This window comes from Gimesia panareensis, from assembly GCF_007748155.1.
Classification (GTDB): domain Bacteria; phylum Planctomycetota; class Planctomycetia; order Planctomycetales; family Planctomycetaceae; genus Gimesia; species Gimesia panareensis.
Window position 1 is genome coordinate 7,010,938 of the sequence record NZ_CP037421.1, and the last position, 24,426, is coordinate 7,035,363.

General features: G+C 56.0%; 14 protein-coding genes. 9 read left to right on the forward strand and 5 right to left on the reverse strand.

The annotated features are described in order from the left end of the window. Positions 1 to 397 precede the first annotated feature (397 nt). Positions 398 to 4,387, forward strand: coding sequence for an ATP-dependent RNA helicase HrpA (hrpA, locus tag Enr10x_RS26355; RefSeq protein ID WP_145114589.1), 3,990 nt, complete (start codon positions 398 to 400; stop codon positions 4,385 to 4,387). 968 nt (positions 4,388 to 5,355) lie between these two features. Here hrpA and Enr10x_RS26360 read toward each other — a convergent pair. After that, a complete protein-coding gene (locus Enr10x_RS26360) occupies positions 5,356 to 6,414 on the reverse strand; it encodes a potassium channel family protein (RefSeq protein ID WP_145451975.1) in 1,059 nt (352 codons plus the stop codon). A gap of 10 nt (positions 6,415 to 6,424) precedes the next feature. Beyond that, the gene (gene hpnE, locus Enr10x_RS26365) at positions 6,425 to 7,864 is read right to left on the reverse strand and encodes a hydroxysqualene dehydroxylase HpnE (protein ID WP_197997377.1); all 1,440 of its coding nucleotides are present in this window, start codon (positions 7,862 to 7,864) and stop codon (positions 6,425 to 6,427) included. Positions 7,865 to 8,395: 531 nt separating this feature from the next. Between hpnE and Enr10x_RS30450 the strand changes: the two genes are divergently transcribed. The 4 genes from Enr10x_RS30450 (at position 8,396) to Enr10x_RS26385 (ending at position 12,411) form a co-directional block, all read left to right on the forward strand. Next, positions 8,396 to 8,761, forward strand: a complete 366-nt coding sequence (locus Enr10x_RS30450; protein WP_232093481.1) for a ComF family protein — start codon at positions 8,396 to 8,398, stop codon at positions 8,759 to 8,761. A 77-nt stretch (positions 8,762 to 8,838) separates the two neighbouring features. Continuing rightward, positions 8,839 to 10,050, forward strand: a complete 1,212-nt coding sequence (locus tag Enr10x_RS26375; protein ID WP_145451980.1) for a DUF502 domain-containing protein — start codon at positions 8,839 to 8,841, stop codon at positions 10,048 to 10,050. Positions 10,051 to 10,141: 91 nt separating this feature from the next. Further along, positions 10,142 to 11,110 (forward strand): hydroxymethylbilane synthase, encoded by a 969-nt coding sequence (gene hemC / locus Enr10x_RS26380; protein ID WP_145451982.1) that lies wholly within the window; start codon positions 10,142 to 10,144, stop codon positions 11,108 to 11,110. A gap of 179 nt (positions 11,111 to 11,289) precedes the next feature. Further along, positions 11,290 to 12,411, forward strand: a complete 1,122-nt coding sequence (locus Enr10x_RS26385) for a citrate/2-methylcitrate synthase (protein ID WP_145451984.1) — start codon at positions 11,290 to 11,292, stop codon at positions 12,409 to 12,411. On the opposite strand, the gene Enr10x_RS26390 is transcribed toward Enr10x_RS26385, so the two are convergent. Continuing rightward, positions 12,400 to 14,694: an efflux RND transporter permease subunit gene (locus Enr10x_RS26390; RefSeq protein WP_145451986.1), complete on the reverse strand. Its 2,295-nt coding sequence runs from the start codon at positions 14,692 to 14,694 to the stop codon at positions 12,400 to 12,402. The two genes, Enr10x_RS26385 and Enr10x_RS26390, sit on opposite strands and share 12 nt — an antisense overlap. 475 nt (positions 14,695 to 15,169) lie before the next feature. Between Enr10x_RS26390 and Enr10x_RS26395 the strand changes: the two genes are divergently transcribed. The 4 genes from Enr10x_RS26395 to Enr10x_RS26410 all read left to right on the forward strand — a co-directional run bounded on the left by Enr10x_RS26395 (position 15,170) and on the right by Enr10x_RS26410 (position 21,674). Further along, positions 15,170 to 16,534 (forward strand): glycosyltransferase family 39 protein, encoded by a 1,365-nt coding sequence (locus Enr10x_RS26395; RefSeq protein ID WP_232093144.1) that lies wholly within the window; start codon positions 15,170 to 15,172, stop codon positions 16,532 to 16,534. A 304-nt stretch (positions 16,535 to 16,838) separates the two neighbouring features. Then, on the forward strand, positions 16,839 to 19,832 hold the full coding sequence (locus Enr10x_RS26400) for a hypothetical protein (protein ID WP_145451990.1): 2,994 nt from the start codon (positions 16,839 to 16,841) through the stop codon (positions 19,830 to 19,832). 14 nt (positions 19,833 to 19,846) lie between these two features. After that, positions 19,847 to 20,281 (forward strand): diacylglycerol kinase, encoded by a 435-nt coding sequence (locus tag Enr10x_RS26405; RefSeq protein ID WP_197997379.1) that lies wholly within the window; start codon positions 19,847 to 19,849, stop codon positions 20,279 to 20,281. Positions 20,282 to 20,393: 112 nt separating this feature from the next. Further along, complete coding sequence (locus Enr10x_RS26410) at positions 20,394 to 21,674, forward strand: alpha/beta hydrolase family protein (protein WP_145451993.1); 1,281 nt, start codon at positions 20,394 to 20,396, stop codon at positions 21,672 to 21,674. Between the two features lie 3 nt (positions 21,675 to 21,677). Here the strand turns inward: Enr10x_RS26410 and Enr10x_RS26415 are convergent, their stop codons facing one another. Next, positions 21,678 to 23,603: a DEAD/DEAH box helicase gene (locus Enr10x_RS26415; RefSeq protein WP_145451996.1), complete on the reverse strand. Its 1,926-nt coding sequence runs from the start codon at positions 23,601 to 23,603 to the stop codon at positions 21,678 to 21,680. Between the two features lie 62 nt (positions 23,604 to 23,665). Further along, positions 23,666 to 24,238, reverse strand: coding sequence for a hypothetical protein (locus Enr10x_RS26420; RefSeq protein ID WP_145451998.1), 573 nt, complete (start codon positions 24,236 to 24,238; stop codon positions 23,666 to 23,668). Positions 24,239 to 24,426: the final 188 nt, after the last annotated feature.

Genomic DNA, 24,426 nt, shown 5'->3' on the forward strand with positions numbered 1-24,426 from the left:
GGTGGCCTTTGCTCTTATGAAATGATGCGATTGAGAACATTTGAATATTGTAATCTGGCTCCATTCAGAGCGGCAAGTAACTTTGCTTCTCTCCCGGCGGGCCACCACGCAGGGTGGCCCCTACAGCTGGTGCTGGTGAGGATTGATGAATCTATTTCGTTTCATTTCTCTGCGACCTCCTGCTGTCTGCGACAGCCCCGAATTACATTCGGGGTTACCCAGGGTACTTATGATTTCGTGCTTTTCGTGTCTTTCGTGGTTCTGAAAACACTACAGTTCCGCCGCTGATTCCTACAAAACCCGGCGGAAACCCTTTGCGCTGCCGAACTTTGGCTGCATAATGCGGGTCCTGATGCGTATAATCGTACGATTTCCCTTTTTTCCTCGTTGATGTGTGATGTCCCGCGGTGATTCGAATTCGGCTGCTGCTGACACTGGTGCTGCCAGTGAAGATCTGAATGCTGCGCTGGCGGAACTGCCCGGGCTGATCTCGCAGGCAATGGTCGTCGACCAGTTTCGGTTCTCACAACGGCTGCGGTCGATCCGGCAGGCGAAGAAGAACAGAAAGCCGTTCGATAAGAATCTGAAGCGGCTGCAGGAGGAACTCCAGAAGTCGCTGGCCCGGCGGGAAGAGCGGCTCAAGCTGCGACCCGAGGTCAAGTTTGACGGCAGCCTGCCGATCCATGAAGAACTGGATCACATCAAACAGACGATCGCCGACAACCAGGTGGTGATTGTCTGCGGGGAGACCGGCTCGGGGAAATCGACGCAGTTGCCCAAGCTGCTCCTGTCGATGGGACGGGGTATCACTGGCATCATCGGCCATACCCAGCCGCGTCGGATCGCAGCCCGATCGGTGGCGGCCCGCATCTCGGAAGAACTGGGACGCGAACAGGGAACCGCCTGCGGTTTTAAAATCCGCTTCACCGACACGACGAACCCGAACACCTATATCAAACTGATGACCGATGGGATCCTGCTGGCCGAAACGCAGAACGACCGCTTTCTGAATCAGTATGACACCATCATCGTCGACGAAGCACACGAACGCTCGCTGAATATCGACTTTCTATTAGGCTATCTCAAACGCCTGCTCTCGCAGCGGCCTGATCTGCGGGTGATCATCACGTCGGCCACGATCGACGCCGAACGTTTCAGCGAACACTTTGCATCAAGCGCAGGGCCGGCCCCGATTCTGAATGTTTCGGGGCGGACGTATCCGGTAGAGATTCGTTATCGTCCGTTTGATGCGGAGCCTGACGATAAGGGACAGGGCAAAGGCAAAAACAGTAACCGCGACGAACAGTCGCAGCTGGCGGACGCCGTCAATGAACTCGCGGCGATTGACGACGGGGACATCCTGATCTTTGTGCCGACCGAGTGGGACATTCGCGAGACGGCGAAGCTGTTGCGGGGCCGCTCGATCATCGGTGATGACGGCGGGAGGCAGACGGAGATTGTGCCGCTCTATGGTCGACTCTCGACGGCAGAGCAGAACAAGGTCTTTCGCCCGTCCTCGTATCGCCGGATTGTGATTGCGACGAACGTGGCCGAATCGTCGATTACGGTGCCGGGCATCCGCTATGTGGTTGATACGGGTCTGGCCCGCATCAGCCGGTATTCGAGTCGGTCGCAGGTCCAGCGGCTGCCGATCGAAGCGGTGTCGCAGGCGTCTGCCAATCAGCGGGCCGGTCGCTGCGGACGTGTCGCGCCGGGGATCTGTATCCGGCTTTACAGCGAAGCGGACTTCAACAGCCGCGATGAATTCACGTCGCCTGAAATCCAGCGAACCAACCTGGCCTCGGTGATTCTGCAGACACTGAATATGAAGCTGGGAGCGATTGAAGACTTCCCGTTCATCGATCCTCCGAAGCCCGCGGCGATCCGCGACGGTTACAGCACGCTGTTTGAACTGGGGGCGATTGACGAACAGAACCGGCTGACCGACATCGGGCGGCAGATCAGTCGACTGCCGGTCGACCCGCGGATTGCGCGGATGATTCTGGCCGCACACGATGAAAACTGCCTGCACGAGATTCTGGTGATCGCGTCAGCCCTGGAACTGCAGGATCCACGTGAGCGACCGATCGATAAACAGCAGGCGGCCGACGAAGCCCAGGAACAGTTTCGCGATCCCGATTCGGACTTCCTGAGCTTCCTCAAGCTGTGGGACTTTTATCACAAGCTTAAAGAGGACCTGTCACACGGCAAGTTGCGGCGGGCCTGCGTGCAGAATTTCCTGTCGTACAACCGGCTGCGGGAATGGGCGGACATCTTTCGGCAACTGCGTCAGCTGGTCGAAGAGACGGGGCTGAAACTGCATCCGCGAAAAGACGACTCGGCGGCGATTCACCGCGCATTGCTGCCCGGGTTGCTGTCGAACATCGCGATGCGGTCGGATTCGCACGAGTACACAGGCTCCGGCGGGCAGAAGTATTTCCTCTGGCCCGGGTCGGGGATTTTTGAGAAGAAACCGAAGTGGATCATCTCGGCGGAGCTGATCGAAACGAGCAAGCGATATGCCCGCACGGTCGCGAAGATTTCGCCGAACTGGATCGAACCCGCGGCACCGCACCTGGTGAAAAAGAGCTGGAGCAATCCCCGCTGGAACGGGGATGCGGCGTCCGCGATGGCCACGGAAAAGGTGACGCTGTTTGGTCTGACGATCGTGCCGGGACGCTCGGTGCATTACGGCAAGATCGATCCCGAACAGTCGCGGATGCTGATGCTGCAGTATGGGCTGGTCGAGGGGGACATCACGCTCAACGTCGACTTCCTGGCACACAATCAGAAGTTCATGAGCGACCTGGAACAGCAGCAGGCGAAGTCGCGGCGGTACGACCTGATCCCTTCGCAGGAGCAGCTGTTCGCCTTTTACGATGCGCGGATTCCGGAAGACGTGTATGACGGCGTGAGCCTGAAGAAGTGGTGGAAGGTCGCCAGACGAAAGACGCCGACGCTGCTCAACATGCGGCTGGAAGACTTCTTCGACGCACAGGCGGAGGAGATTGACGAGTCGGAATTCCCGAACGCCCTCAAGATGGGGAAGATGCAGTTTCCGCTCGAATATCACCTGGAGCCGGGGGCCGCGGAAGACGGGGTGACGGTTTCGATTCCGCAGGAGAGCCTCAATCAGCTTTCGCCGCAACGACTGGGCTGGCTGGTGCCGGGCCTGCTGGAAGAAAAGGTGGCGGCGATGATCAAGGCGCTGCCCAAGTCGGTCCGGCGGATGCTGGTGCCGGCACCGGAGACGGCAAAGCAGGTCGTCAAGCAACTGGAGTTCGGTAAGGGATCGTTTGAAGAAAAGGTCGCGGCGCTGCTGTCGCAGATCTCGGGAGAACGGATCACCGCAGATCAGTTTGAGACGGAACGGCTGCCGCAGCATCTGCAGATGAATATCCGCGTGCTGGATCAGGAGGGCGAGGCGATCACCGTCAACCGGAATCTGACGCAACTGCGACAGGAATACGGTTCGAAAGCGGCCAGCAGTTTTTCGGCACTCTCCGATGATCACTGGAGCCAGACCGGGTTGACCGACTGGACGTTCGGTGATTTTCCGGCCGAGGTGCAGATTCAGCACGATCAACTTTCGCTGACCGGTTTCCCCAGTTTAGTAGATGAGGGAAAGTCGGTCGCACTCTGTCTGCGTGATGCACCGGAGCGGGCCGCCTATGAAACACGGTTCGGCCTGCGGCGGCTGTTCGTACTGGCCGAGCATCGACGGCTGAAGGCACAGGTAGAAAATCTGCCGGGCCTGGAGCGGGTCTCGCTGTATGCGGCTTCGATTGGTGGCATCAATCTGCGGGAACAATTAATCGAACTGCTGGCGGAGCGGGTGTTGTGCGGGCAGAAAGAACGTCAACCGCGAACGGAGGCCGAGTATCGTCAGTTGCTTAAGGAATGGCGAAACCAGATTCCGGTCGCGGCACAGGACCTGGCGAGTCTGCTGCCGGTGCTGTTTGAGCAGTATCACAAAATCAAGATCACGCTGGATCAGACCAAGGTACCCGCCTGGAATCAGCCGCTGGCCGACATGCGGACGCAGTTGAACGCCTTGATCAATGCCCGCTTCCTGGTGAATACGCCTTACCCCTGGCTGCAGCAGTTCCCCCGCTATCTGCAGGGGATCGAACTGCGACTGAGCAAGCTGGGAGGCAGCGGATTGCAGCGGGACATCGCCAATATTCGCAGCATTTCGCGTTACATCGAAATGTATGCCCAGCGGGCCCGGCAGCATCATGAGCGGGAGATTATCGATCCGCAGTTGATCAAGTTCCGCTGGCTGCTGGAGGAATTTCGCGTGTCGCTGTTTGCGCAGAAACTGGGGACGGCCTTGAAGGTATCTCCGAAGATTCTGGATCAGCAATGGTCGCTGGTGCGGGATTGAGACTGCGAAATTTTTCTACCACGAAAATTTCTTTTGCTACCACGAAAGACACGAAAAGCACGAAAGGAATGTGCGCTGGTTCTGATTGTACATCGCGCAGATTCAGTAGTGCTTTCTTTTCATCTGCGTGTTTCTGGTGACGTTGCTTATAATTCGCAAGTCACGGACGGCATGAGTGGTCTGCCTGTTATTTTTTCTGAGCGGAACGGCGCTAGCCGCCGGTAATCTGGGTTGGTAACTGCTACTCAACCGGTGGCCGGGTAGTGTTTCTTAATTCGGATGTGATATACCAAAGTCGTTTCAACCGGGGCTAACGCCCTGCGGCTAATTTGGCTTTTCTGCTGTTGAAGATCTGAAAACCAGTTTTACAGCAGACCCTCGGCCACAATGTGATTCCCTCGGAAGTTGACACGCTTTGATTGTCGCCAGGCGGGCTGACACATGGGGCCCCTGCTTTTCCTTTGACTATTGGATATCTGAAAAAAAGAGTCAGTCATGTTTTGGTTGTTGATTTCTTCACTCTGGTTCAAGCACTGTCGGGCGAGCGGACAGTGGCACTCGCTCGTCACAATTGAGGATGTGATGAGGATGTGAATTTTGCTGAATGGCGGGTGGGTGTCAAGACAAAATTTTGTCCCAATGTGGCCAGATTTTGTCCAGTTCTGGCCGGGATTTTGTCCTGCTTTGTCCTGCATTTTGTCCTGATCTGGCCTGCTCCGAGGGAGAGAACAATGCGAACGGGTGCGAAATGTTCCGGTGCAAAGTTGGTGAAAATCGACGGCGATTCAGGTGCTGCTGAGTCACTGGTGCGACATGTTCCCGTGTACGCAGACCCGCCTCGCGCGCGAGCCACATTTGGAACAGGATACGAATCGGGAAGTGCGAATCAAGGGGAGTCTGTTCAGGCAGAGGTGCGGGAAGTTCATGTGCAAACACAACACAACAGGAGCAGCATCAAAATGCAGAAATCAGGCGGATGCTTCGGGAGACGTATTAAACTCTTCCATGAGGTGAGTGATCGCGTCCGAAGAACCGAGGGCGAAAATGCTGTCACCGGCGTTGAGGATCGACGAGCTGGAGGGGGGCATCTGGGGCTGATGACCGGGGCGACAGATGCCCACGACCATGATGCCCTTGGTGCTCAGGTCGGTTTCGCTCAGTTTCTTGCCGCAGTAAGGACTGGCATCCGAGATGTGCAGGTCGGCGACTTCGAAACCGCCTACGTGTTTGCTGGCAACTTCGACGAAATCTTCCACAGCGGGGTGAATCATAAAGCGGGCAATTTTGACGGCGCCGCTGCGGAAGGGACTGACAACGCGGTTGGCGCCGGCATGTTTGATTTTATCGCCGGCCTTGTCGTCGCTGGCGCGGGCGATGATCTGGAAATGAGGATTCAGCATCCGCGCGGTGAGGACGACATAGACATTGTCGGCGTCCCCCGGAAGAGCCGCTGCGAGGGAGGCCGCCTGTTCGATGCCGGCACTTTTGAGGACATGATCGTCGGTGGCGTCCCCATGAATGTAGAACCAGCCTTTGTCGCCGCAGGTCTGCTGCAGACGCTCTTCGTTGCTGTCGATGACCACGAAGGGTTTCTCGCGTTCGTGCAGGTACTCGCAGATGGACTGTCCCATGCGACCAACGCCACACACAATGTAGTGACCTTCAAACTTGGAAATTGCTTTCTGCATGCGTCGTTTCTCCAGAACCGAACTCATTTGCTGGCGAACGATCCACTGACCGAGCTGGGAGACACTGTAGGTAAAAATTCCCAGACCAAACATGAGATAGAAAATGATAAAGATTTTGCCGTTATCGGAAAGCGACACCGGGTCTTCATAGCCGACGGTGGTCGCGGTGATCACGATCATGAACAGGCTGTCGAGCCAGGAGGCCCCTTCAATGACCCGAATGCCGACCGTCCCGAAAATCGTAAAGCCGACCAGCAGCGCCATGATGCGAAAGAAGTGCGCAAGCGACTGCTTCTGAGAACGGTTCGGATCCAGAGTTGAAGTAAGCTGCTGAAACATGCGTGAAAGTTTACAGTCTGAATAGCATTTTGGATAGAAAAGCTGTTTTTTCGGGAGGTAATAAAAGTGACTCAGGTTGTCCCAGATCGTCGAGCACTGCCTCGGCTGCCAGTAATCCGCTGCGGACGGCCCCTTCCATCGTGGCGGGCCAGCCGGTCGAAGTCCAGTCTCCGGCGAGGTACAGGCCGCCGACCTGTGTCCGCTGGGCAGGTCGCAGCTGATCCACTCCCGGCTGTACGGAGAAGACCGCATGATGTTCGGTGAGCATGCGGCTGTGCAGCAGTTGGGCCTCGGTGGTCGCGGGCCAGATCCGGGTGAGTTCGGAAATGACATCCTGGATGATCTCGTCCTGCGAGCGTCCCTGACGACCGGCTGCAGTCAGCTGATGGCTGGCGGAGATGACGATCTGATAATACCAGCGTCCGTCAGGCTCCTGTTGCATGAGCTGCGTGCGGTTGAACATCCACTGGGACAGACAGTCGACGAAGACGGCATGCGGGAGCGGGGTGATCTCACGATCGAACCAGAGATGGACGCTGGTGATCGGAGCGGCCTCGAGCTGTTCGATGCGCGACAGTTCTGCGCAGCCGGGAAACTCGGCAGGGAGCAGATCGAGGACACGCTGGTGGGGCACTGCAAGGACAACCCGGTCGGCGTCCAGCTGCGTGCCATCCCGGAGTTCGATGCCGGTCACCTGGCCGTCGCTGATCTGGATCTGCTTGACGCCGGTCTTGAGCCGGATCTCTGCACCGCGGTGAATCAACCAGTTGCTGATTGTGGTGCCGTACAACTGTTCGAGGGGTGTGGTCGGAATCAGGACCTGCCAGCTGTTGCGGGCGCGGAGGAAGCCGTCGACGAACACCTTGCGGGCGTGCGAAAGGCTGATGCGTTCCAGATCTTCGCTGAGCGCACTGACGAGAACCACGTTCCAGAAACGGTCGATGACGGTCTGCGACTGACCGTGTGCCTTGAGCCAGTCGGCCATCGTCGGTTCATCTTCCGGATTGACGCGGGTGCGTGCCAGCTGTTTGAGTCCGTGTGCGAGTTCCCGTTTCTCGCAGAAGCTGAGATAAGAGAGTCGCGCAAAGGCAGGGAACAGATGCAGGGGCGTGGGGAGCAGCGGACTGGCGGCGAAGCGATTGATTTTGAAGCGGCTCCCTGTCCGGTCCGGTCCGATAAAGAACAGTTGCTCTGCCCGCTCGAAAGAGTCTGCGATGCCAACGGTCTGACAGAAGCGGTTGAATTCATGACAGCAGCCCATGCTGACGTGCTGGCAGTTGTCGATCAGGGTCTGGGACTGCTGGTCCTCAAAGGAACTGGCGCGGCCTCCGAGGCGGGGACGCGACTCGAGCAGGGTGACGGGTTTGCCCCGTTCCACGAGTGCCGCAGCGCAGGCCAGCCCGGCAAGACCGCCTCCGACGATGACTGTTGCTGCGCTGCTGTCTTCCAAGACTTTCCCTGCCCGGCCTGTAGTATCTTCAAAATTGCCCCGGCCTGTACATTGGATCTGTATTTCCCGGCGCTGCTGGCTTATGATCAGAGGATATCGAAATTCAGCCGAGATCCCAGTGGTGACTTTGGTGAAATCATGAAATATTCGGGGATTCCACCGTTCGAAACGCTCTCCCGCAGCTGGCAGCAGGCGGGGCGGAATTTTGTCTATCCTCCCCGCTGTGTGTTATGTGGCGAGAACCGAAGGTGCACAGGAACGAACTGCGGCCCCCGGATCGAACAGATTGCTCCTGTGCTGAATCAGGCCTGTCTGCGGTGTGGCGCGCCGGCGGGTCCGCATGTGGAGACTTCCGCAGGCTGCAGTTACTGCAGAAAAGATCGCTTTTTTTTCACAAGGGCGATCGCGCTGGGCAAATATCAGGGTGCGTTACGCGAATTAATCTTAAAACTGAAGCAAAACCAGGGAGCCCCTCTGGGTGGGGGTCTGGGAAGCCTGTTATACTACCGTCATCAGGAAACGCTGGAGAAAATGGACCCGGATCTGATTATACCGGTCCCATTGCACTGGACATCGCGACTGTACCGGTCTCATAATCCGGCGGGACTGATCGGTGAGGCGTTGTCGAGCCGCTTGCAAGCCAAATACGACGTGCATATACTCGCGAAACGAAAAAGGACCCCTGCGCAGACCAGTTTGACTCCGTCTGAGCGAAGAACCAATTTACGAGATGCGTTTCGAGTGCGCCGATCCAGACGAATCCGGGATCTGCGCATTTTACTGGTCGATGATGTCATGACAACGGGATCAACCGCCAATGCTGCTACCCGTGCCCTGCTGGAGGCAGGTGCCCGCGAGATCAACGTGGCTGTGATAGCCAGAGCCCCTGGCGTTTAAAGATTTTAGATCGATACTCCACGAAAATGGCTGCTGTTTTTGTGGATACAATACAAGAGATAAGGTAAGTCATCTCGATGGATCCGAGTACCACACCGCCCTCCCCTGATAAGAATTCGCCTGAGAAGAAGGAGAAAAAAAAGATCGGCAGAACCCATCACTTTTTTCTGCGGGGACTGGCAATCAGTCTGCCGCCGATTCTGACACTGGTAATTGTGATCTGGGTCGCGGGGATCGTGAACGATTATATCATCACGCCGACGACGACCACGGTCCGTTACTGTATCGCCTACTTTACGGACGACTCCCAGCCACGTGATAATTTCGTGCAGCTGGAAAGCCTGCCCCCCCTGGAATACTGTCGCAACGATTACCTGGTCAGCAGGGATTATGCCCGGGAACTGGAAGCGATGAACCAGCAGGCGTTGAGTAAAATCCCACGTAATCTGTTCACGGATAAGGCCTGGGTCCCGTTTGGAGACCGGGCGGTGCCCTATCGAGACTATCGGGAGGTGGCGAAACGGATTCGCGCTTCCGATATGCCGACGACTGCGATGGGGTTGTACATGGAACTGGCGACGACCCGCTGGTTCAAGAGTCTGTTCAACCTGAGTGCGGTCGCGGTGGTGTTGACGATCGTGGCGCTGTACTTCCTGGGACGTTTCGTTACGGCCCGGATCGGGGCCTGGATGGTCTACAAATTCGAGCAGGGCGTGCTGGCACGCCTGCCTGTGGTGAGCAACGTCTATTCCTCGGTGAAACAGGTGACCGACTTTTTCTTCAGCGAACGGACCGTCGATTACAGTCGTGTCGTCGCGGTTGAATATCCCCGGCGGGGCATCTGGTCGCTCGGCTTTGTGACGGGCGACAGCATGCTGGAGATGACGGTCACCGCGGGTGAGCCGCTCGTGGCGATCCTCGTACCAACCTCGCCGATGCCGGTAACCGGATATACGATGAGTGTTCCGAAAAGTGAGATCGTGGATTTGAATATCACCGTCGATCAGGCGTTTCAGTTCTGTCTGTCGTGCGGCGTGCTGGTACCTCCGCAACAGAAAGTGACCGATGAACTGCTGAGGGAAGAACTGGGCAAGCGGTTGCTGGGGGATCGGAATCTGGCCGGGTTCAAAGTTCAGATCGCACCGCCCGAACCGACGACGCAGACTTCCACCATCGAAAGCGAACATACGGAGACTGACGAGAACACGAACACGCCAGCCCCGGCGAAATCAGATCAACCTGAGAAATCAGATCAAAATGGAGCCCCCCCCGAAGAGAAGGCTCCTTAGTCTGATTCCGAATCAAAGTCGATCATCCGGATCGAAGTCGATCAGCAGAGAATACCGAACTACCAACGCAGATAGAAAGCAGATTTGACTGATGACTCAGACGTCGGAACCACGTCCCTTGCGAATCGCGACCCGAGCCAGCAAGCTGGCGCTGTGGCAGGCCGAATATGTGGCCTCACTGCTCGAACAGCAGGCCAGCGGGCGACCGGTCGAGATTGTGCATATTACTTCGGAAGGGGACCGTGATCTGACCTCTCCCCTGTCGCAGTTCGGCGGACTGGGTGTCTTCACCCGCGAAGTTCAGAAAGCCGTTCTGGACGCCCGCGCCGATCTGGCGGTACACAGCCTCAAGGATCTGCCGACCGAACCTGCGCCGGGACTGACCCTGGCCGGGATTCCGGATCGAGGACCGCTGTTCGATGTCCTGATTCTGCCGGAAGGTTCCGAACCGATCGAGTCGCTGGCAGATCTACCGAAGAAAGCCCGGGTTGGGACAGGGAGCCTGCGGCGGCGGGCCCAGTTGCTGCATCAGCGGAGTGATCTGGAGATGCTGGAAGTCCGTGGGAACGTGCAGACGCGTCTGAAGAAGCTGGACTCTGGCGAATACGATGTGCTCTGCCTGGCGGAAGCGGGAATGGTGCGTCTGGAACTGCTGGCGGAGCGGAACTGGCTGCTGTTGAGCCCCCCGGAAGTCTATCCTGCTGTGGGACAGGGTGCGTTGGGGATCGAATGCCGGGCCGAGGATACAGAGACCATCGAAATTCTGGAAGCGATTTCGAATCCCGCCGTGAAGGCTGCCACAACTGCAGAACGGAGCATGCTCGCACACCTGCGCGCGGGCTGCCATGCCCCGATCGGATGTCTGTCCCGCCTGGAAGCGGAGCAGTTGACCCTGGAAGCGGTCGTGCTGAGTGGCGATGGGCAGGAACGGATTTTCGTCTCCGAAAGTGGCCCCTGTGATTCAGCTGCACAGACCGGTGTGCAGGCGGCCCAGGCGCTGCTGGAAGCGGGCGCGGGCCGGCTCATCTCTCCCGAACCAGGGTCTCCGGAAGCGCCCTGATTTTCAGGAGCGATTGAATTGCGGGTCGTCAAGTCAAAAAAGCACCTGTAAATTATTTCCCTATTCTTGGGAAAAACGGTCTATAACCTGTGTCGATTCTCTGATTCACATGGGTTATACTCTGATTCAAATGGACTGCCACTCTTTTTCGTATTCAGGAAGAGCGAAAGGTTTGCGACATGGAACGTCACCCTTATCGCCCCGGTCTCACCGGGATCGTCGCGACAGAAACTGAAATTTCTCAAATCCAGGATGGTTTGACTTATCGGGGTTACCTGATCGATGAACTGGCTCGCGAAGCCATGTTTCTCGAAGTAGCTTACCTGCTGCTGAACGGTGAGCTACCCAGCCATGAGGAAATGGCCGATTTTCAGACGATGCTGATTGAATCCGGTCAGCTGCCCCGTCCGGTAACAGCTGCCCTTGAAGCTATCCCTCCGCATATCAATATGATGGATGTGATCCGCAGCGGCGTGAGTCTGCTGGCTCACTTTGACCCGCAGATGGAATACGGGGTCTTCATGTCGGATGTCTCCAACGCCCAGTATCTGCTGGCGATGCTGCCTCAGTTGATCTCGTTCCGATATCACCAGATCAACGGCAACACTCCGGTCGTGCCGAATTTTCAGCACTCCTATGCGGGCAGCTTCTGGTACATGCTCAAAGGGGATGAACCGACACAGTTGGAAGAAGAAGCGTTTAACGCACTACTGATCACTCAAGCCGACTATGGTCTGGCTCCGTCCACGTTTGCCGCCCGGGTCGTGGCATCGACGGGCAGCCCGCTGTACTCATCGATTGGTGCCGCCATCGGTTCTCTGAACGGTCAGCTGCATTGCAGCTCCGGAACCGGCGTACTGGATGCGCTGCAGGAAGCGATGCATTCCGGGAATGCGGAAGAATGGGCCTGCCAGGAAATTACCAGGGGCAGACGGGTGCTCGGGTTCGAGCATTCTCCCCGCAAACAGCGCGATCCGCGTGCAGCCGTTCTGAAAACCTATTGTGTGCAGGTCGCCGATGCCCTGGGGCTGAATGCGATGGAAACGGCTGCAGATGCGATCGAAGATATTATGGCGAAGGTCTCCCGGGTCCATCCCCGTGTGGAATGGCACGCGAGCCGCCTGTTGCATTACCTGGGCTTTGAGCCGGAACTGTTCACGCCGATCTTCACGGTCTCGCGGATGGCAGGCTGGGTCGCTCATATCGTGGAGCAGACGGAGAACAATCACCTGTATCAACCGCTCTCACGCTATGTGGGTATGGACCAGCGGAAATACAAGCCGCTGCCGCTACGCAGCTGATTCCGCTTTGTCGGGATAACATAACTTCAGGAGAATCGGCATCAGGACCAGGTCTCCAAATACGCCGCCGATCATGGCGACGCTGACCAGCGCCCCGAAATAAATCAGGGGAATGAAGTGTGACAGGGTCAACACGCTAAAGCCGGCAACCAGGGCAGAGGTGGCATAAACGATGGCCCGGCCGACGCTGTGATGCGTGGTTCTAAGTGCCTCAACTGTGGTGGCACCGTGGGAACGTTCCCTCAAGAAGCTGGAGATAAAGTGGATGCTCGAATCGGTGGTGAGTCCCATCGAGACGCTGGCGATCATGGCGGTACCGATATTCAAAGTCAGTCCACTCCAGCCCATCGCCCCGATCACGACCACAATCGGAAACAGGTTCGGAACCATGGAAATCAGTCCCAGTTTCAGACTGCGAAAAGCAAGCGACATGATCAGCCAGATGCTGGTGGCAGCGAGCAGGAAGCTGTAGAGCTGGTCTTTGAGCAGACTGTCGATGAGGTAAGCCAGCAGGATGAAAATACCGGCGGCCTTACCCGGTTTGTCGTGAACGGGCTCTGTCTGCTGGTCGGTCTGTTTGGTTTCTGAACCGGGAAAATGTTTTTTCGCCAGGGCATCGACTTTATGAATCAGTGAGAGTTTTTCTTCGGCAGACTGACGTTCGAGGGCGCGTAAGACGATTCGCATGCGTCCTTGATCGGGGTTATAGAGGCTGCTTTCAAAATCGGCCTGCAGGTCTTTGATCTGGTCCAGCTTGGACTGGATTGGATCGGAGGCGAACGGCCTCTGGGGAATGAAGTCGAGTGTATCGGTGATGGAGATGACTTTGGTCAGCTGTGTTCTGTCGGGTGGATTGACCTGGCGCAGATCCTCGCTCAGGGCCCTGACCCGATCCAGGTATTCCTTCGTCAGCTTCGGGGGTGCGGGGAAATTAACTTCCCAGGTGGATGCACCGCCGAGGCGGGTTTCGACGAAATCCAGCGCTTTGACGATCTCACTGGAGTCGCGAAAGTTCTTACTGAAATCGGTCTCGATGGTTAACCGGGTAAACCCTGCCGAGGAGAACAGGACGAAGAACAGCGTGGCCCAGAGAATGCGTTTGGGATAACGTTCATTCATCTGGGAGACCTGTTTGAGATATCGCTCCAGACCTTTGTCTGAGGAATGTTTCGCAGGGGCACTCAAGTATCCCAGAGACATGCCGCCAGGTAACAGAACAGTGGAAGCGATCAACACCATCAGGGTTCCCAGTGCCATCATGATCCCGAAACTGCGGACGGGGGCGATTTCACTGGTCAAGAGTGAAAGGAAGCCGGCTGCGGTGGTGGCGCAGGTCCAGAAGATCGCGGGGAGCAGTTCGACCATGGTCTGCCGGATGGCATCCGGACGGGAGATGCTCTGCCGCTGCAGTGCCTGGAAATGGACGGCGACATGCGCGACCGTGGCGATGCCGATAATCGTCACCAGGGAGTTCAGCATCGAGCTGACCATGCTCAGCTGTAAATTTCCGATGACGAGGACGGCTTCGGTCCACCAGATAGAGCAGATCACAACCAGCAGCGGAAGGAGAACCCAGCGGAGCCGACGAAACAGGATGAGCAGTACTACGGCGAGCAGGCTGAGGGAAACTTTAAACAGCACGTCGCCGTCTTCTTCCACATAGCGGAACATGTCATAGACCTGCACCGGCTCGCCCACCACATAGGCACGTGGATTGTGGGCATGCGCGAGATCGCGAATCTGTTTGAATGTCTCACTGCGGGGGACGGGGGATTTGTATTCGGGGAGCAGGCGGAGGACGATGGCGGTGGTTTCGTTGTCGTCGCCGATCAGCACGCCGCGAGAGAGTTCGATCAGTTGATCCCGTTTCTGGCGGATCAGAACCCGGAGCAGAAAATTCAGTTTCGGAGGACTGAGGGCGTCCGCCAGATTTTGAGAGACATCTGCATTGATCCCCGGGACCTGGCTGAGTTCCCGGGAAAAACTGCGGACTTCCTTCAGCTGATCTGTTTCTTTCGCTCCTTCCTCACCGAGAAGCCCCGGCACGGTGTAGGCGACGAAGACGAACTCATCTCCGCCAAACAGTTTTTTGCTTTCGAGATAATCGAGCAGATGCTGATCATCTTTGGCGTAGAGTGATTCGATCGACTGCTCGAAGGTAAGCTTCGAAGCAGGAAAATAAGCAAAGGCCGTCAGGATTAGAAAGACGATCAGCAGCGCCCAGCGGAGTTTATAGAGCAGGTTCACCCATGATTCCAGCCAGCTCTGTGGTTGACGACTCATAAGGGGAAACCATTTCCTGCTGCCTGCCAGGCAATACGATAAAAAATGCGGCCCGTTGCGCTGACTCTGGAATGCTTCCAAGGCGTACGCAACCCATCTGCTCTTGTCGAACTATAGCTCACAGAAACCATGATTTCATGATATAGTGTCTGTTTTTTGCAACGTGTTGATTTTTTCCAACCGGAATACTTCAGAACCATCAGCATCGATATTTCCAGATATCTGGAGCATTTCGTGTTTCATACGTGCCCAGCCCCTACAGCCGGTAGAAATCACATAAAACCCCTTTTCAGGTGGACAGAGTCCCCTTGTTTCTAACGGGTGAGATCTGCATACTTGAGACAGTCTTCCCCCGGTTTAACTGCCGTGTCAGCAATGCCTTGGGAATCGAAGTGCCCGCTCAGGCAAACGTAATCATCAAGCGGGCCGACTCTGGAACCGCCGTTTAAACCTCTTGCTCTTGGGATTGATGTCTGTGACGAAACCCGGTTATTTAACGACTGCCTTGCTGCTGGTCCTGCTTCTGGCCGGCGGCCTGCGTCTGACGCTGGTGGTCCTGAAGAGTCATCAACTGCAGGAGGACCGGGATGCCTACATCGCGATTGCCCGGAATCTGGCTGAGGGAAATGGTTTCACATCGAGTCGACCAGAGGAGGGTCAGGCCATCGAGCCGACGGCCTTTCGGCCCCCCCTGTATCCCTGCCTGCTGGCGATTGGCTATTTTCTAGGAGCGGGGACCTTCGGAACGGGGATCTTGCAGGTGATTCTGGGGATCGCCACCGTGTGGCTCACCTGGAAAACGGGTCAGCGGCTGCAACTGAAAACAGCGGCTCTGTTTGCTGCGGCGATCGTGGCGACCGACCCGATTCTGCTGCAATATACGACGTATTCCATGACGGAGGTGCTGGCCACGTTCTTGAGCAGTCTGCTGCTCTACCTGCTGGTCTGCAGTACTTCCCCGTGTGAAGCTGGGGCATCTGAGACAAAGACAAAGCCACTGCTGTTCTGGACGGGCGTTGTCTGGGGACTGGCGATTCTCTGTCGACCGACGTTTCTGGCGTTTCTGGGACTCTGGTTGCTGGTTCGCGTGGCGGGATCTCTGAAAGAGAGGTTGTTCACCCGGTCTGAAGCTTCCTCTGCCGCCCCCCTCTGGAAGCCGATCGCTTTTCTGGCAGCGGGGATCGTCCTGGCGGTCTCCCCCTGGCTGATTCGGAATCTGGTTGTGTTTCGCGCCCCGATTCTGACCACCACGCACGGAGGTTATACCGTACTGCTGGGAAATAACCCTGTGTTTTACAAGGAAGTAGTGCAGCAACCCTGGGGCGTGGTCTGGTCTGGCGAAAGCCTGGATGCCTGGCAGAAAAGTCTGGAAACGGACATCGCCCAAGTCTCGCCTCCCCTCGAAACCGAACAGGAACGGGACCGCTGGATGTATCAGCGGGCGAGGAACAATATCGCTGCTCAACCACATGTTTTTGTACAGGCTTGTCTCCAGCGATTGATGCGATTCTGGAACATTGCCCCCCTGGCAAGCGCGGGAGTGACCCAGTCACGGTCCCTGGTCTGGGGAGTCGCGAGTTACTATTTCGTCGTTTTGCTGGGCGGTTACTGGGGACTGATTCTGGTAATCTGGAAAAGTGAGCGAAACTGGTCTCCCCTGATCTGGCTGCTGGTAAGCTTTACGATCGTGCATCTGTTCTACTGGACCAACATGCGAATGCGCGCACCGCTGGTGCCTGCGATCGCGTTATTGAGTGTTTTCGGGTGGTCTCATCTCCTCCAATTCAGCAAAATCGACCGACTCTGGAAACGGCCTGACCCGACTCGTCCTAACATCTGAATATAAAGCTATTTACGACACATAAGCGCAACGCCGCCTGCCAGCGATTGTTATTGACACTCTTTCAGAAATCGACCTATAATCCGCGCCCATTTATCTCGGGACGACAGACAGAGTTAACGCCTGCCGACCTCAAACCGTTGCGCTCTGACTTCTAAAGCCTTAGTCGCAGAGTGTATTCCACTTCGATACCTATCCTCTCAACAGAAGATTGACCTACCCGGTTATCACTTCAGGAGTGCCCGTGTCGGGCGAGATCTATTCCGTTTCTCGGTATGTTTCGCTTTGCATCTGGCGAGTGATTGTGAGCATTGCAATCCTCGGCGGTGTCGCCACCGTTGCGCCTGCTCAGACCAGTTTCTTCGGTGCACCGAAAGCCTCTTACGAAGAATCGGAGTACGAACCATCAGAACAGGAACCGATTGAAGTCGAAGCGGAATACTCCCAGGCATGGGAACAGGATTTCGTCAACGTCTCCATCCTGAAAGGGAACTGCCAGATTAAACAGGGTGATGCCATCCTCCGATCGCGGCAGATGGTGATCTGGCACGCCAAATCCAGGAAGACAGATCGCATCTCGGTTTACCTGGAAGGTGAAGTCCGCGTCGATCTGCCTGGGGAATCGAAAAACGAAAACAGCCTGCTGGTCAACCTGGTCACGCAAAGCGGATTGAAAGCAAATATCCGGCGTCCTTCAAACGGAGTCGTGGCAGAGGATGATCCGCTGCTCAAGCGGGCCACACAACGACGCGGAATGCCGCACGATCACCAGCTCAAGCGAGCTCAGTTCATTGTCGAAAAACCGCCGCTGGAAGGTCCGGAACTGGCTCCGGCTCCCGAGCCTGAATTGAATGTCGGTTTCCGCCGCATTCGACTGTTCCCCCGCAGCGCGGTGCCGTACAACGTACAGAGTTTTCCTTCCACACACACCGTTCCCCCGGAACAGATCTGGGTGATTACCGGCGGAGTCAATCTGCTGATTGACGGAGTGGAGGGACTGGGGATGGTCGATATGTCCGCCGACCGGATTATCATCTGGACCGACGGACGGGATGCGCAGAATTTCAATTCGGAAATCAGACAGTCCAAGGAAACCCCCTTCGAAATATACCTCGAAGGAAATATCGAAATCCGGCAGGGAACCTATTACCTCAAGGCCAACCGCGCGTTTTACGATGCCCGGGAAGAACGGGGCGTGTTGCTGGATGCGGAACTGAAAACATACCTTCCCACACTGGGAGAAGATGTCCGGGTCCGGGCCAGCCAGATCCGTCAGCTCTCGAAAGGGGCCTACCTGGCACAGAACGCCTGGGCGACAGGCAGCCAGTTTGGAAAACCAGGCTACAAAATCCAGTCCTCGGATGTGTTTATTGAAGACCGCTATACGACTCCCTGGCTGGGAACCGGCTCACCGGAACTCGATCCGGTCACGGGAGAACCGGTGCCAAACAAACGGGCCTGGTTATCCAGTTCGAACAATACCTTCCAGGTAGGCGACATCCCCCTGTTCTATCTGCCTTACGTGACCAGTCCGGCAGAGGATATCTATTTCCCAATTACGGGACTGCGATTCGGGAACGACCGCATCTTCGGTTTCCAGACGGAAACGGAATGGGACATGTATAAGCTGCTCGGTCTGGAGCGTCTGCCGGGAACGAAGTGGGAAGGCCAGCTGGATTACTATTCCTATCGGGGCGTCGGCATTGGTCAGTCGGGAACTTATGAAGGCGCCAACCTGCTGGGCTTCGACAACGTCTTCAAAGGCGATGGCGAAATGTTTTATATCCACGACACCGGTCTGGATAACCTGGGTGCGGACCGCAGGGCATTGATCCCATCCACCAAGGACCGTTATTTCATCAACCTGCACCATCGACAGGAATCGCCGTTCGGAATGACATTGACGGGCGAAGGTGGCCTGCTGTCGGATCGTAACTTCCTGAATGAGTATTTTGAGAACACCTTCGAAACCGGCAAAGATGTCGAAACCCTGTTGCATCTGAAACAGCAGCAGGAAAACTGGTCCTGGTCGGTGATTGGCCGAACCCGTTTGAATGGATTTACGACGACCACAGACTGGCTGCCGAAAGCGGATCTGTTCCTGCTGGGAGAGCCCTTGCTGGGTAACCGGCTCAACTGGACTTCGCATTCCTCGGTCGGTTATGGAAAGCTGAAACCGGGTTCAGCCCCTTACAATCCGTCGCAGGATGTATTTACTCCGCTGCCCTTCGTTGCTGATTCTCAGGGACTGGTGGCAATGACCCGCAACCAGTTGGAAGCCCCCTTCAATCTGGGTCCCATCATCATGACTCCTTATGTCATGGGGGAAGCGGCTTACTGGGAACAGGGACTACAACAGCAGCAGATTGACCGGCTCTACGGTTCGGCCGGTTTGCGGAGCAGCATCATGGCGGAACGGATCTTCCCGGACGTCTACAATCCGTTTTTCAATCTGAATGGACTGGCTCACAAGATGGTGCTGGAAGCCGATTACTCATTCAGCGACTCGAGTGCAAACCTGACTAACATCGCTCAATACAATGAATTCGATGACAACGCCCAGGAGCGTTTCCGTGAGCGTCTGGTGATCAATACTTTCGGAGGCACACTGCCTCCCCAGTTCGATCCCCGCTTTTATGCCGTACGTACGGGAGCCGGCCGGGGCGTGACGGATCCGTATTACGAACTGGTCGATGACCAGCAGGTCTTAAGGATGGCGTGGCGTCATCGACTGCAGACCAAAACGGGTCCGCCGGATCAGCAACGCATCAAAGACTGGATGACTCTGGATCTGGAAGCGTCTTATTTCCCGGATGCACAGCGGGATAACTTTGGAGAAGACTTCGGTCTGCTGGGAGGGCGTTACCGCTGGTTCCTGGGTGACCGGACCACGCTGGCAGCAAACGCTTATTACGATCTGTTCGACGGTGCACAACAGTTATGGGACGTGTCGCTGACCAGTCAACGTACTCGCCGGATGACCGTGAATGTCGCCTTACAACAGATTAAAGGGGGCGGCGGTCTGGACAGTCGAATCCTGTCTGCCACCCTGAATTATGTCATGAGTGAAAAATGGAGCGCGGGCATCAGTACTGCCTACGATCTGGGCGAAAACATGAACCGCGGGCAGATTCTGTCGATCACCAGAACCGGGGCTGATTTCGTCATGAGTCTCGGAATGAATTACAACCAGAGCACGGGGAATGCCGGCATCGGCTTAACCATCATGCCCCGCTTTGGAAACTTCGGAGCCGGGCCAGGCGGCATGAGTTCACTCTTTGGAAATCCGACTCAATAACAGGAACTTGGACAGTGTTACCATCACAGGAAAAGCAGGCCAGAAATATTCGAATCCACTCGGTCGGAAACGAAGACACGGAAAAGCTACGCCCCGAATGGCGTCAGCGTCTGATTGATGCAGAACGGGGAATCACGTTCGGCGTGCGTCTGGACAGTTCATTCTTTATTCACTTCTTTACGGGAAGTGCCGTCCTCGCAACCGCCATGCTGCTGGGGCTGTCCGCTACGCACTGGGCGATCATCATTCTGGCGATGACGACCGTGCTCTGTGCGCAGATGTTTAACCAGGTCCTGAAATCGATCTGGAAACTGCTGGGCAGTCATTTGCCTGCGGAATCACAGAACACGTTCAAGGTCGGTACTGCAGCGGTCTGCGTGAGCATCATCGGCTCGGTCATCACCATCGGGATCATCTTCTGTTCAGCCATTTATCGCCTGTTGTTTTAACGACCAGCACAGTCGTTCAATTCTCATTACTGTCTTGCGTCAGCCGTGACCGTATCAGATAATCATCGGATATCTTTTAAATATTCGAACCTGATAAGTGGTGGCACCTCTGATGAAACTTCTTCGACCCAGTATCTCAATTCTGTTTCTCTGCTGGATTACTCTTCTGAGTGCCGGCTTCGTCTCGGCAGCAGACATTATTGAACCCGATCCCCGACTGCCAGAAACGACTCCCTGGGATTTGAAAGCACTCAGCCAGGCACCAGAATTTGAGTGGCTCGACCAGAGTGGCCCGGTCCACAAACTGATCTACCAGGGTCTGGAATACAAAGGCAAACCGACGCAGGTCTTCGCTTACTACGCTTCCCCCCGCACGCTGGGGCTTTCCGGAAATCAGCCGGTACGTTACCCCGCAATCGTACTGATTCACGGCGGAGGGGGAACCGCATTTCGGGAATGGGCCGAGCTGTGGGCGAAACAGGGTTACGCTGCGATCGCCATGGATCTGGCCGGCAGTCGTCCGCTGGAGGGAAAGAATCCACACAAACGTGAGCATCGCGAGCGACTGGAGGCCGGAGGGCCGAACCAGTCTCACGCGGAAAAATTTGACGCGATTAAAGACGACAAGTCGGAGCACTGGTGCTACCACGCCCCCGCCAACGCGATCCTGGCTCATTCTCTGATTCGCACTTTTCCGGAAGTGATCAAAGACAAGACCGGCGTGACCGGCATCTCGTGGGGCGGCTACCTGACCAGTATTGTGGCTGGGCTGGATAACCGCTTCAAAGCAGCCGCCCCCGTCTATGGTTGTGGTTTTCTCAACAACCATTCCGTATTTGAAAGATCCATCAATAAACTTTCTGACGAAGATGCCGCTCTCTGGATGCAGCTTTATGACCCGGGACAGTATCTCCGGGCGGTACAAATGCCGATTTTCTTCCTCAATGGAACCAACGACTTTCATTACTGGCTCAGTGCCTATCAGCGCAGCTACGAAGCGGTTCCGAAATCCACACCGAAGAATATTCGCATTGAAGTCAAAATGCGACACAGCCATCCCGCGGGCTGGGAACCGAAAGAAATCGCCCGGTTTATGGATGAATACCTGAAACAGGGCGCTCCCCTGGCCGTCGTACAGAAGCCGGTGATCGCAGAGGGAAAAATCACCGCCAAGCTGAAGCAGCCGGTCAAACTGAAATCGGCAGTCCTGCAATTTACGACCGACGAGGGACCCAACCTGGAACGCAAATGGCAAGCCGTCCCGTTGACGATAGAGGGCACAAAGATCACCGGACCAGCGCCACCCGAAAACGCTGTCATCTGGTTCATCAACGTCACCGATGAGCAGGACGCGATGACCTCCAGTCCGCTGACTTCGAAACTGGTGGATTAAGACTCAAGCGGCTGAGTTCGGAACCTTGGGGGCGATCTTTTTAGTCGTGTCTCCCTTTTTCTGCTTGAGATCGAACAGGCCGAAGATTTCGGCTGCGGTCAGGCTGCGTGATTCGCAAGTCGTGTCGCCATCGCCCAGAATCGAGCGGAAGAGTTCCCGCTTCTGTTCCAATACCATATCGATCCGCTCTTCAATCGTATTATTGCAGACGAATTTGGTAACGATGACCTGCGTTTTCTGACCGATCCGGTGAGCGCGGTTGATCGCCTGATCCTCGATCGCGGGATTCCACCAGCGATCGAACAGGAAGACGTAACCGGCGAACTGCAGATTCAGACCAACGGCACCGGTGCCATAACTCATCAGCAACAGATGCGAATTAGGGTCGTGCTTGAACTGATCCAGAATCGGCTCGCGCTGTTTGGTGGGAATCCCCCCGTGATAAACCAGGGTGCCAAAACGTTCCAGACGCTGAGCCATGAAGTCCAGCGGCTTGGTCCACTGGCTGAACAGGATCGCTTTCCCCCCTGAGGCCGCGATTTCTTCCATGTCGGCTTCGAGGCGATCCAGCTTCGCGCTGTCGCCGGTGACTGGATCGAAATTGGTGATCTGCTTCAAACGCAGCACGAGTTCAAACACATGCTGCACCGTGATCGAGTCACCCATTTCATTCAGCTGAATCACACCGTCTTTCTCAGCCGTTTCATAAGCAATCCGCTGGGCCGGGTTCAGATCGAGGTAGGCGGGCCGATCCAGACGTGGCGGCAGGTCGGTCATCACCAGGTCCTTGGTCCGCCGGAGAATGAACTCTTTCGAGAGCGCCTGCAACTGACGCAAATCAGGAGTCCCCCGGGGCGGGATGATCTCCATCCATTCGAAGAGCGACGACATTTCCTCGTGACGATTCTCAATCGGCGTTCCCGTCAAAGCCCAGCTCCGTTTGCGGGGAATCGAACGGGCGACATCTGCCGTCCTTGAATCGCGGTTCTTGATCCGTTGTGCCTCGTCCAGCACGACCAGGTCGAAGCGGGGCAGGTTCTCCTCACCCATCGCTTCGAAGTCGCGCGACATCGACTCATAGTTGGCGATCAGAATCGGCGTGTTGGGCATTTCCCAGATCATGCGGCGACGGTTCGTATCCCCCTGCACCACGGTGACCGGCAGCTCTTCAGCCCAGAATTTGAACTCGCGCTGCCAGTTGGGGATCAACGGTTTGGGACAGACCAGCAGAATCCGCCTGACCTGCCCACTACGCAGCAGCAGACGCACGCCGGTAATCGTCTGCATGGTTTTGCCCAGTCCCATTTCATCGGCGAGCAGAGCCGATTTTTTGGAGAACAGCCAGGCGATCCCCTCATATTGATACGGGAAAGGCTCGAAAGGCATGATCAGTTCCTGCCCGGCCAGCCAGGTCTCCAGCGGTGGCTGCAGCAGATAGAACAGCCGGTCTTCGAGCGAAAGCGCATTGGCAGGCGGTTTGAGTCGCGTCGATTTTTTTCGCGGCGCGGGCTCAGTTCCTTCGACTTCCGGACCTTTGATCTTGCTCAGTTCGGGCTGCCCCTCTTTCTCCTCTTTGGGCGGGATGAACTCCAGACCATCGGGAAAGGTCATACCGAACGTTCTGACACGCGGCTTCGTCGGTTTCCATTTAGGTTGCAGACCGGCGCGTTCAATCAATTCAATTTCCGAAGCATCGAGATTGAATTTCCGGGTGAGGGCGCCATTCATACCGGATGCAAATACGGACGTACTGACCAGCAGAGGGACAGGATCACTGCTGACCTGCTGTAACAGTTCCGCGCGATCACTGTCGGAAACCGACTGTCTCTCGGGAGTGGAAGAGGGCGTAAGAAAATGCGGTCCCCCCGTCTGAGGTAACTTGTGTTGTGCCTGCTGCTGTTGCTGGAATGTTGACTCGGTAAAATCCACGTCTCTGCCTGATCTGGAAGTAGTGCCTGACAAATTAATTCAACGCCGCTTTGTGAAATGGGCTAACGGGAAGATCCCATTTTGACCGCTTCACCTAAGGCTTCACGCACACGTTCAAACGGTTCTCCCAGGTCGGCATCACCGGGGATCTGCTGACTCGTCTTTTCAATCGCAGACTTTCCAACCTGGTGTGCTGCATCAAACCGCAGTCGGTTCCGCCCCACCTGCTCGGTAAAGTAAGCATCACTTTCTTCGATCATCTGTTCGACATCGGTCAGGATGGCAACGGGAATCGAAGTATGGTTCTGCAGCTCCAGCGCCTGTTCCTGCTCGACGAGGATCAGGCTCGGTTTGACGTTCATTTTGTCAACCAGCGTCTGGCCAATCACTTCCCCGAGCAGAAATGGAACCAGCGTGGGTCCATACAATACCTCTTGTGTTCGGTTCGGTTTGACGGGAGTTGTGCATTGAAATTCCAGTGGTCTGCCAAAATGATTTGTTACCAGCAGGCCACCAATCAGCGCCCCATCCGGGCATTCAATCGTGGTCAGGAATCCCAGTTTCAACTCTTTGCTGTTACCGTCCGCTGCCATAAAGTCCTCTTCTCCGGATGTCAGTTCTTGTGTTGTCGTCAATGATCAGGCGATCCTGATTCTCATCTGAACCGTATTTCTTTCGTCAATCAGGACAACCTACTGTATCGATATCATCGTCCTCACCATTTCACGACTTGAGAGGTTGTTGGAATGGTCGTGTTAGATAGTTTCACTTCAATAACCCTTGAAATATCAAGTGGTTCCAGATTCTGGTTTCGGCCGGTCAG

Excerpts from the sequence above, each read along its gene's own strand:
- Enr10x_RS30450 (WP_232093481.1), top strand. The coding sequence starts at position 8,396 with ATGGACCCGGATCTGATTATACCGGTCCCATTGCACTGGACATCGCGA.
- hemC (WP_145451982.1), top strand. The coding sequence starts at position 10,142 with ATGACTCAGACGTCGGAACCACGTCCCTTGCGAATCGCGACCCGAGCC.
- hrpA (WP_145114589.1), top strand. The coding sequence starts at position 398 with ATGTCCCGCGGTGATTCGAATTCGGCTGCTGCTGACACTGGTGCTGCC.
- Enr10x_RS26375 (WP_145451980.1), top strand. The coding sequence starts at position 8,839 with ATGGATCCGAGTACCACACCGCCCTCCCCTGATAAGAATTCGCCTGAG.
- Enr10x_RS26360 (WP_145451975.1), bottom strand. The coding sequence starts at position 6,414 with ATGTTTCAGCAGCTTACTTCAACTCTGGATCCGAACCGTTCTCAGAAG.
- Enr10x_RS26390 (WP_145451986.1), bottom strand. The coding sequence starts at position 14,694 with ATGAGTCGTCAACCACAGAGCTGGCTGGAATCATGGGTGAACCTGCTC.
- Enr10x_RS26410 (WP_145451993.1), top strand. The coding sequence starts at position 20,394 with ATGAAACTTCTTCGACCCAGTATCTCAATTCTGTTTCTCTGCTGGATT.
- Enr10x_RS26385 (WP_145451984.1), top strand. The coding sequence starts at position 11,290 with ATGGAACGTCACCCTTATCGCCCCGGTCTCACCGGGATCGTCGCGACA.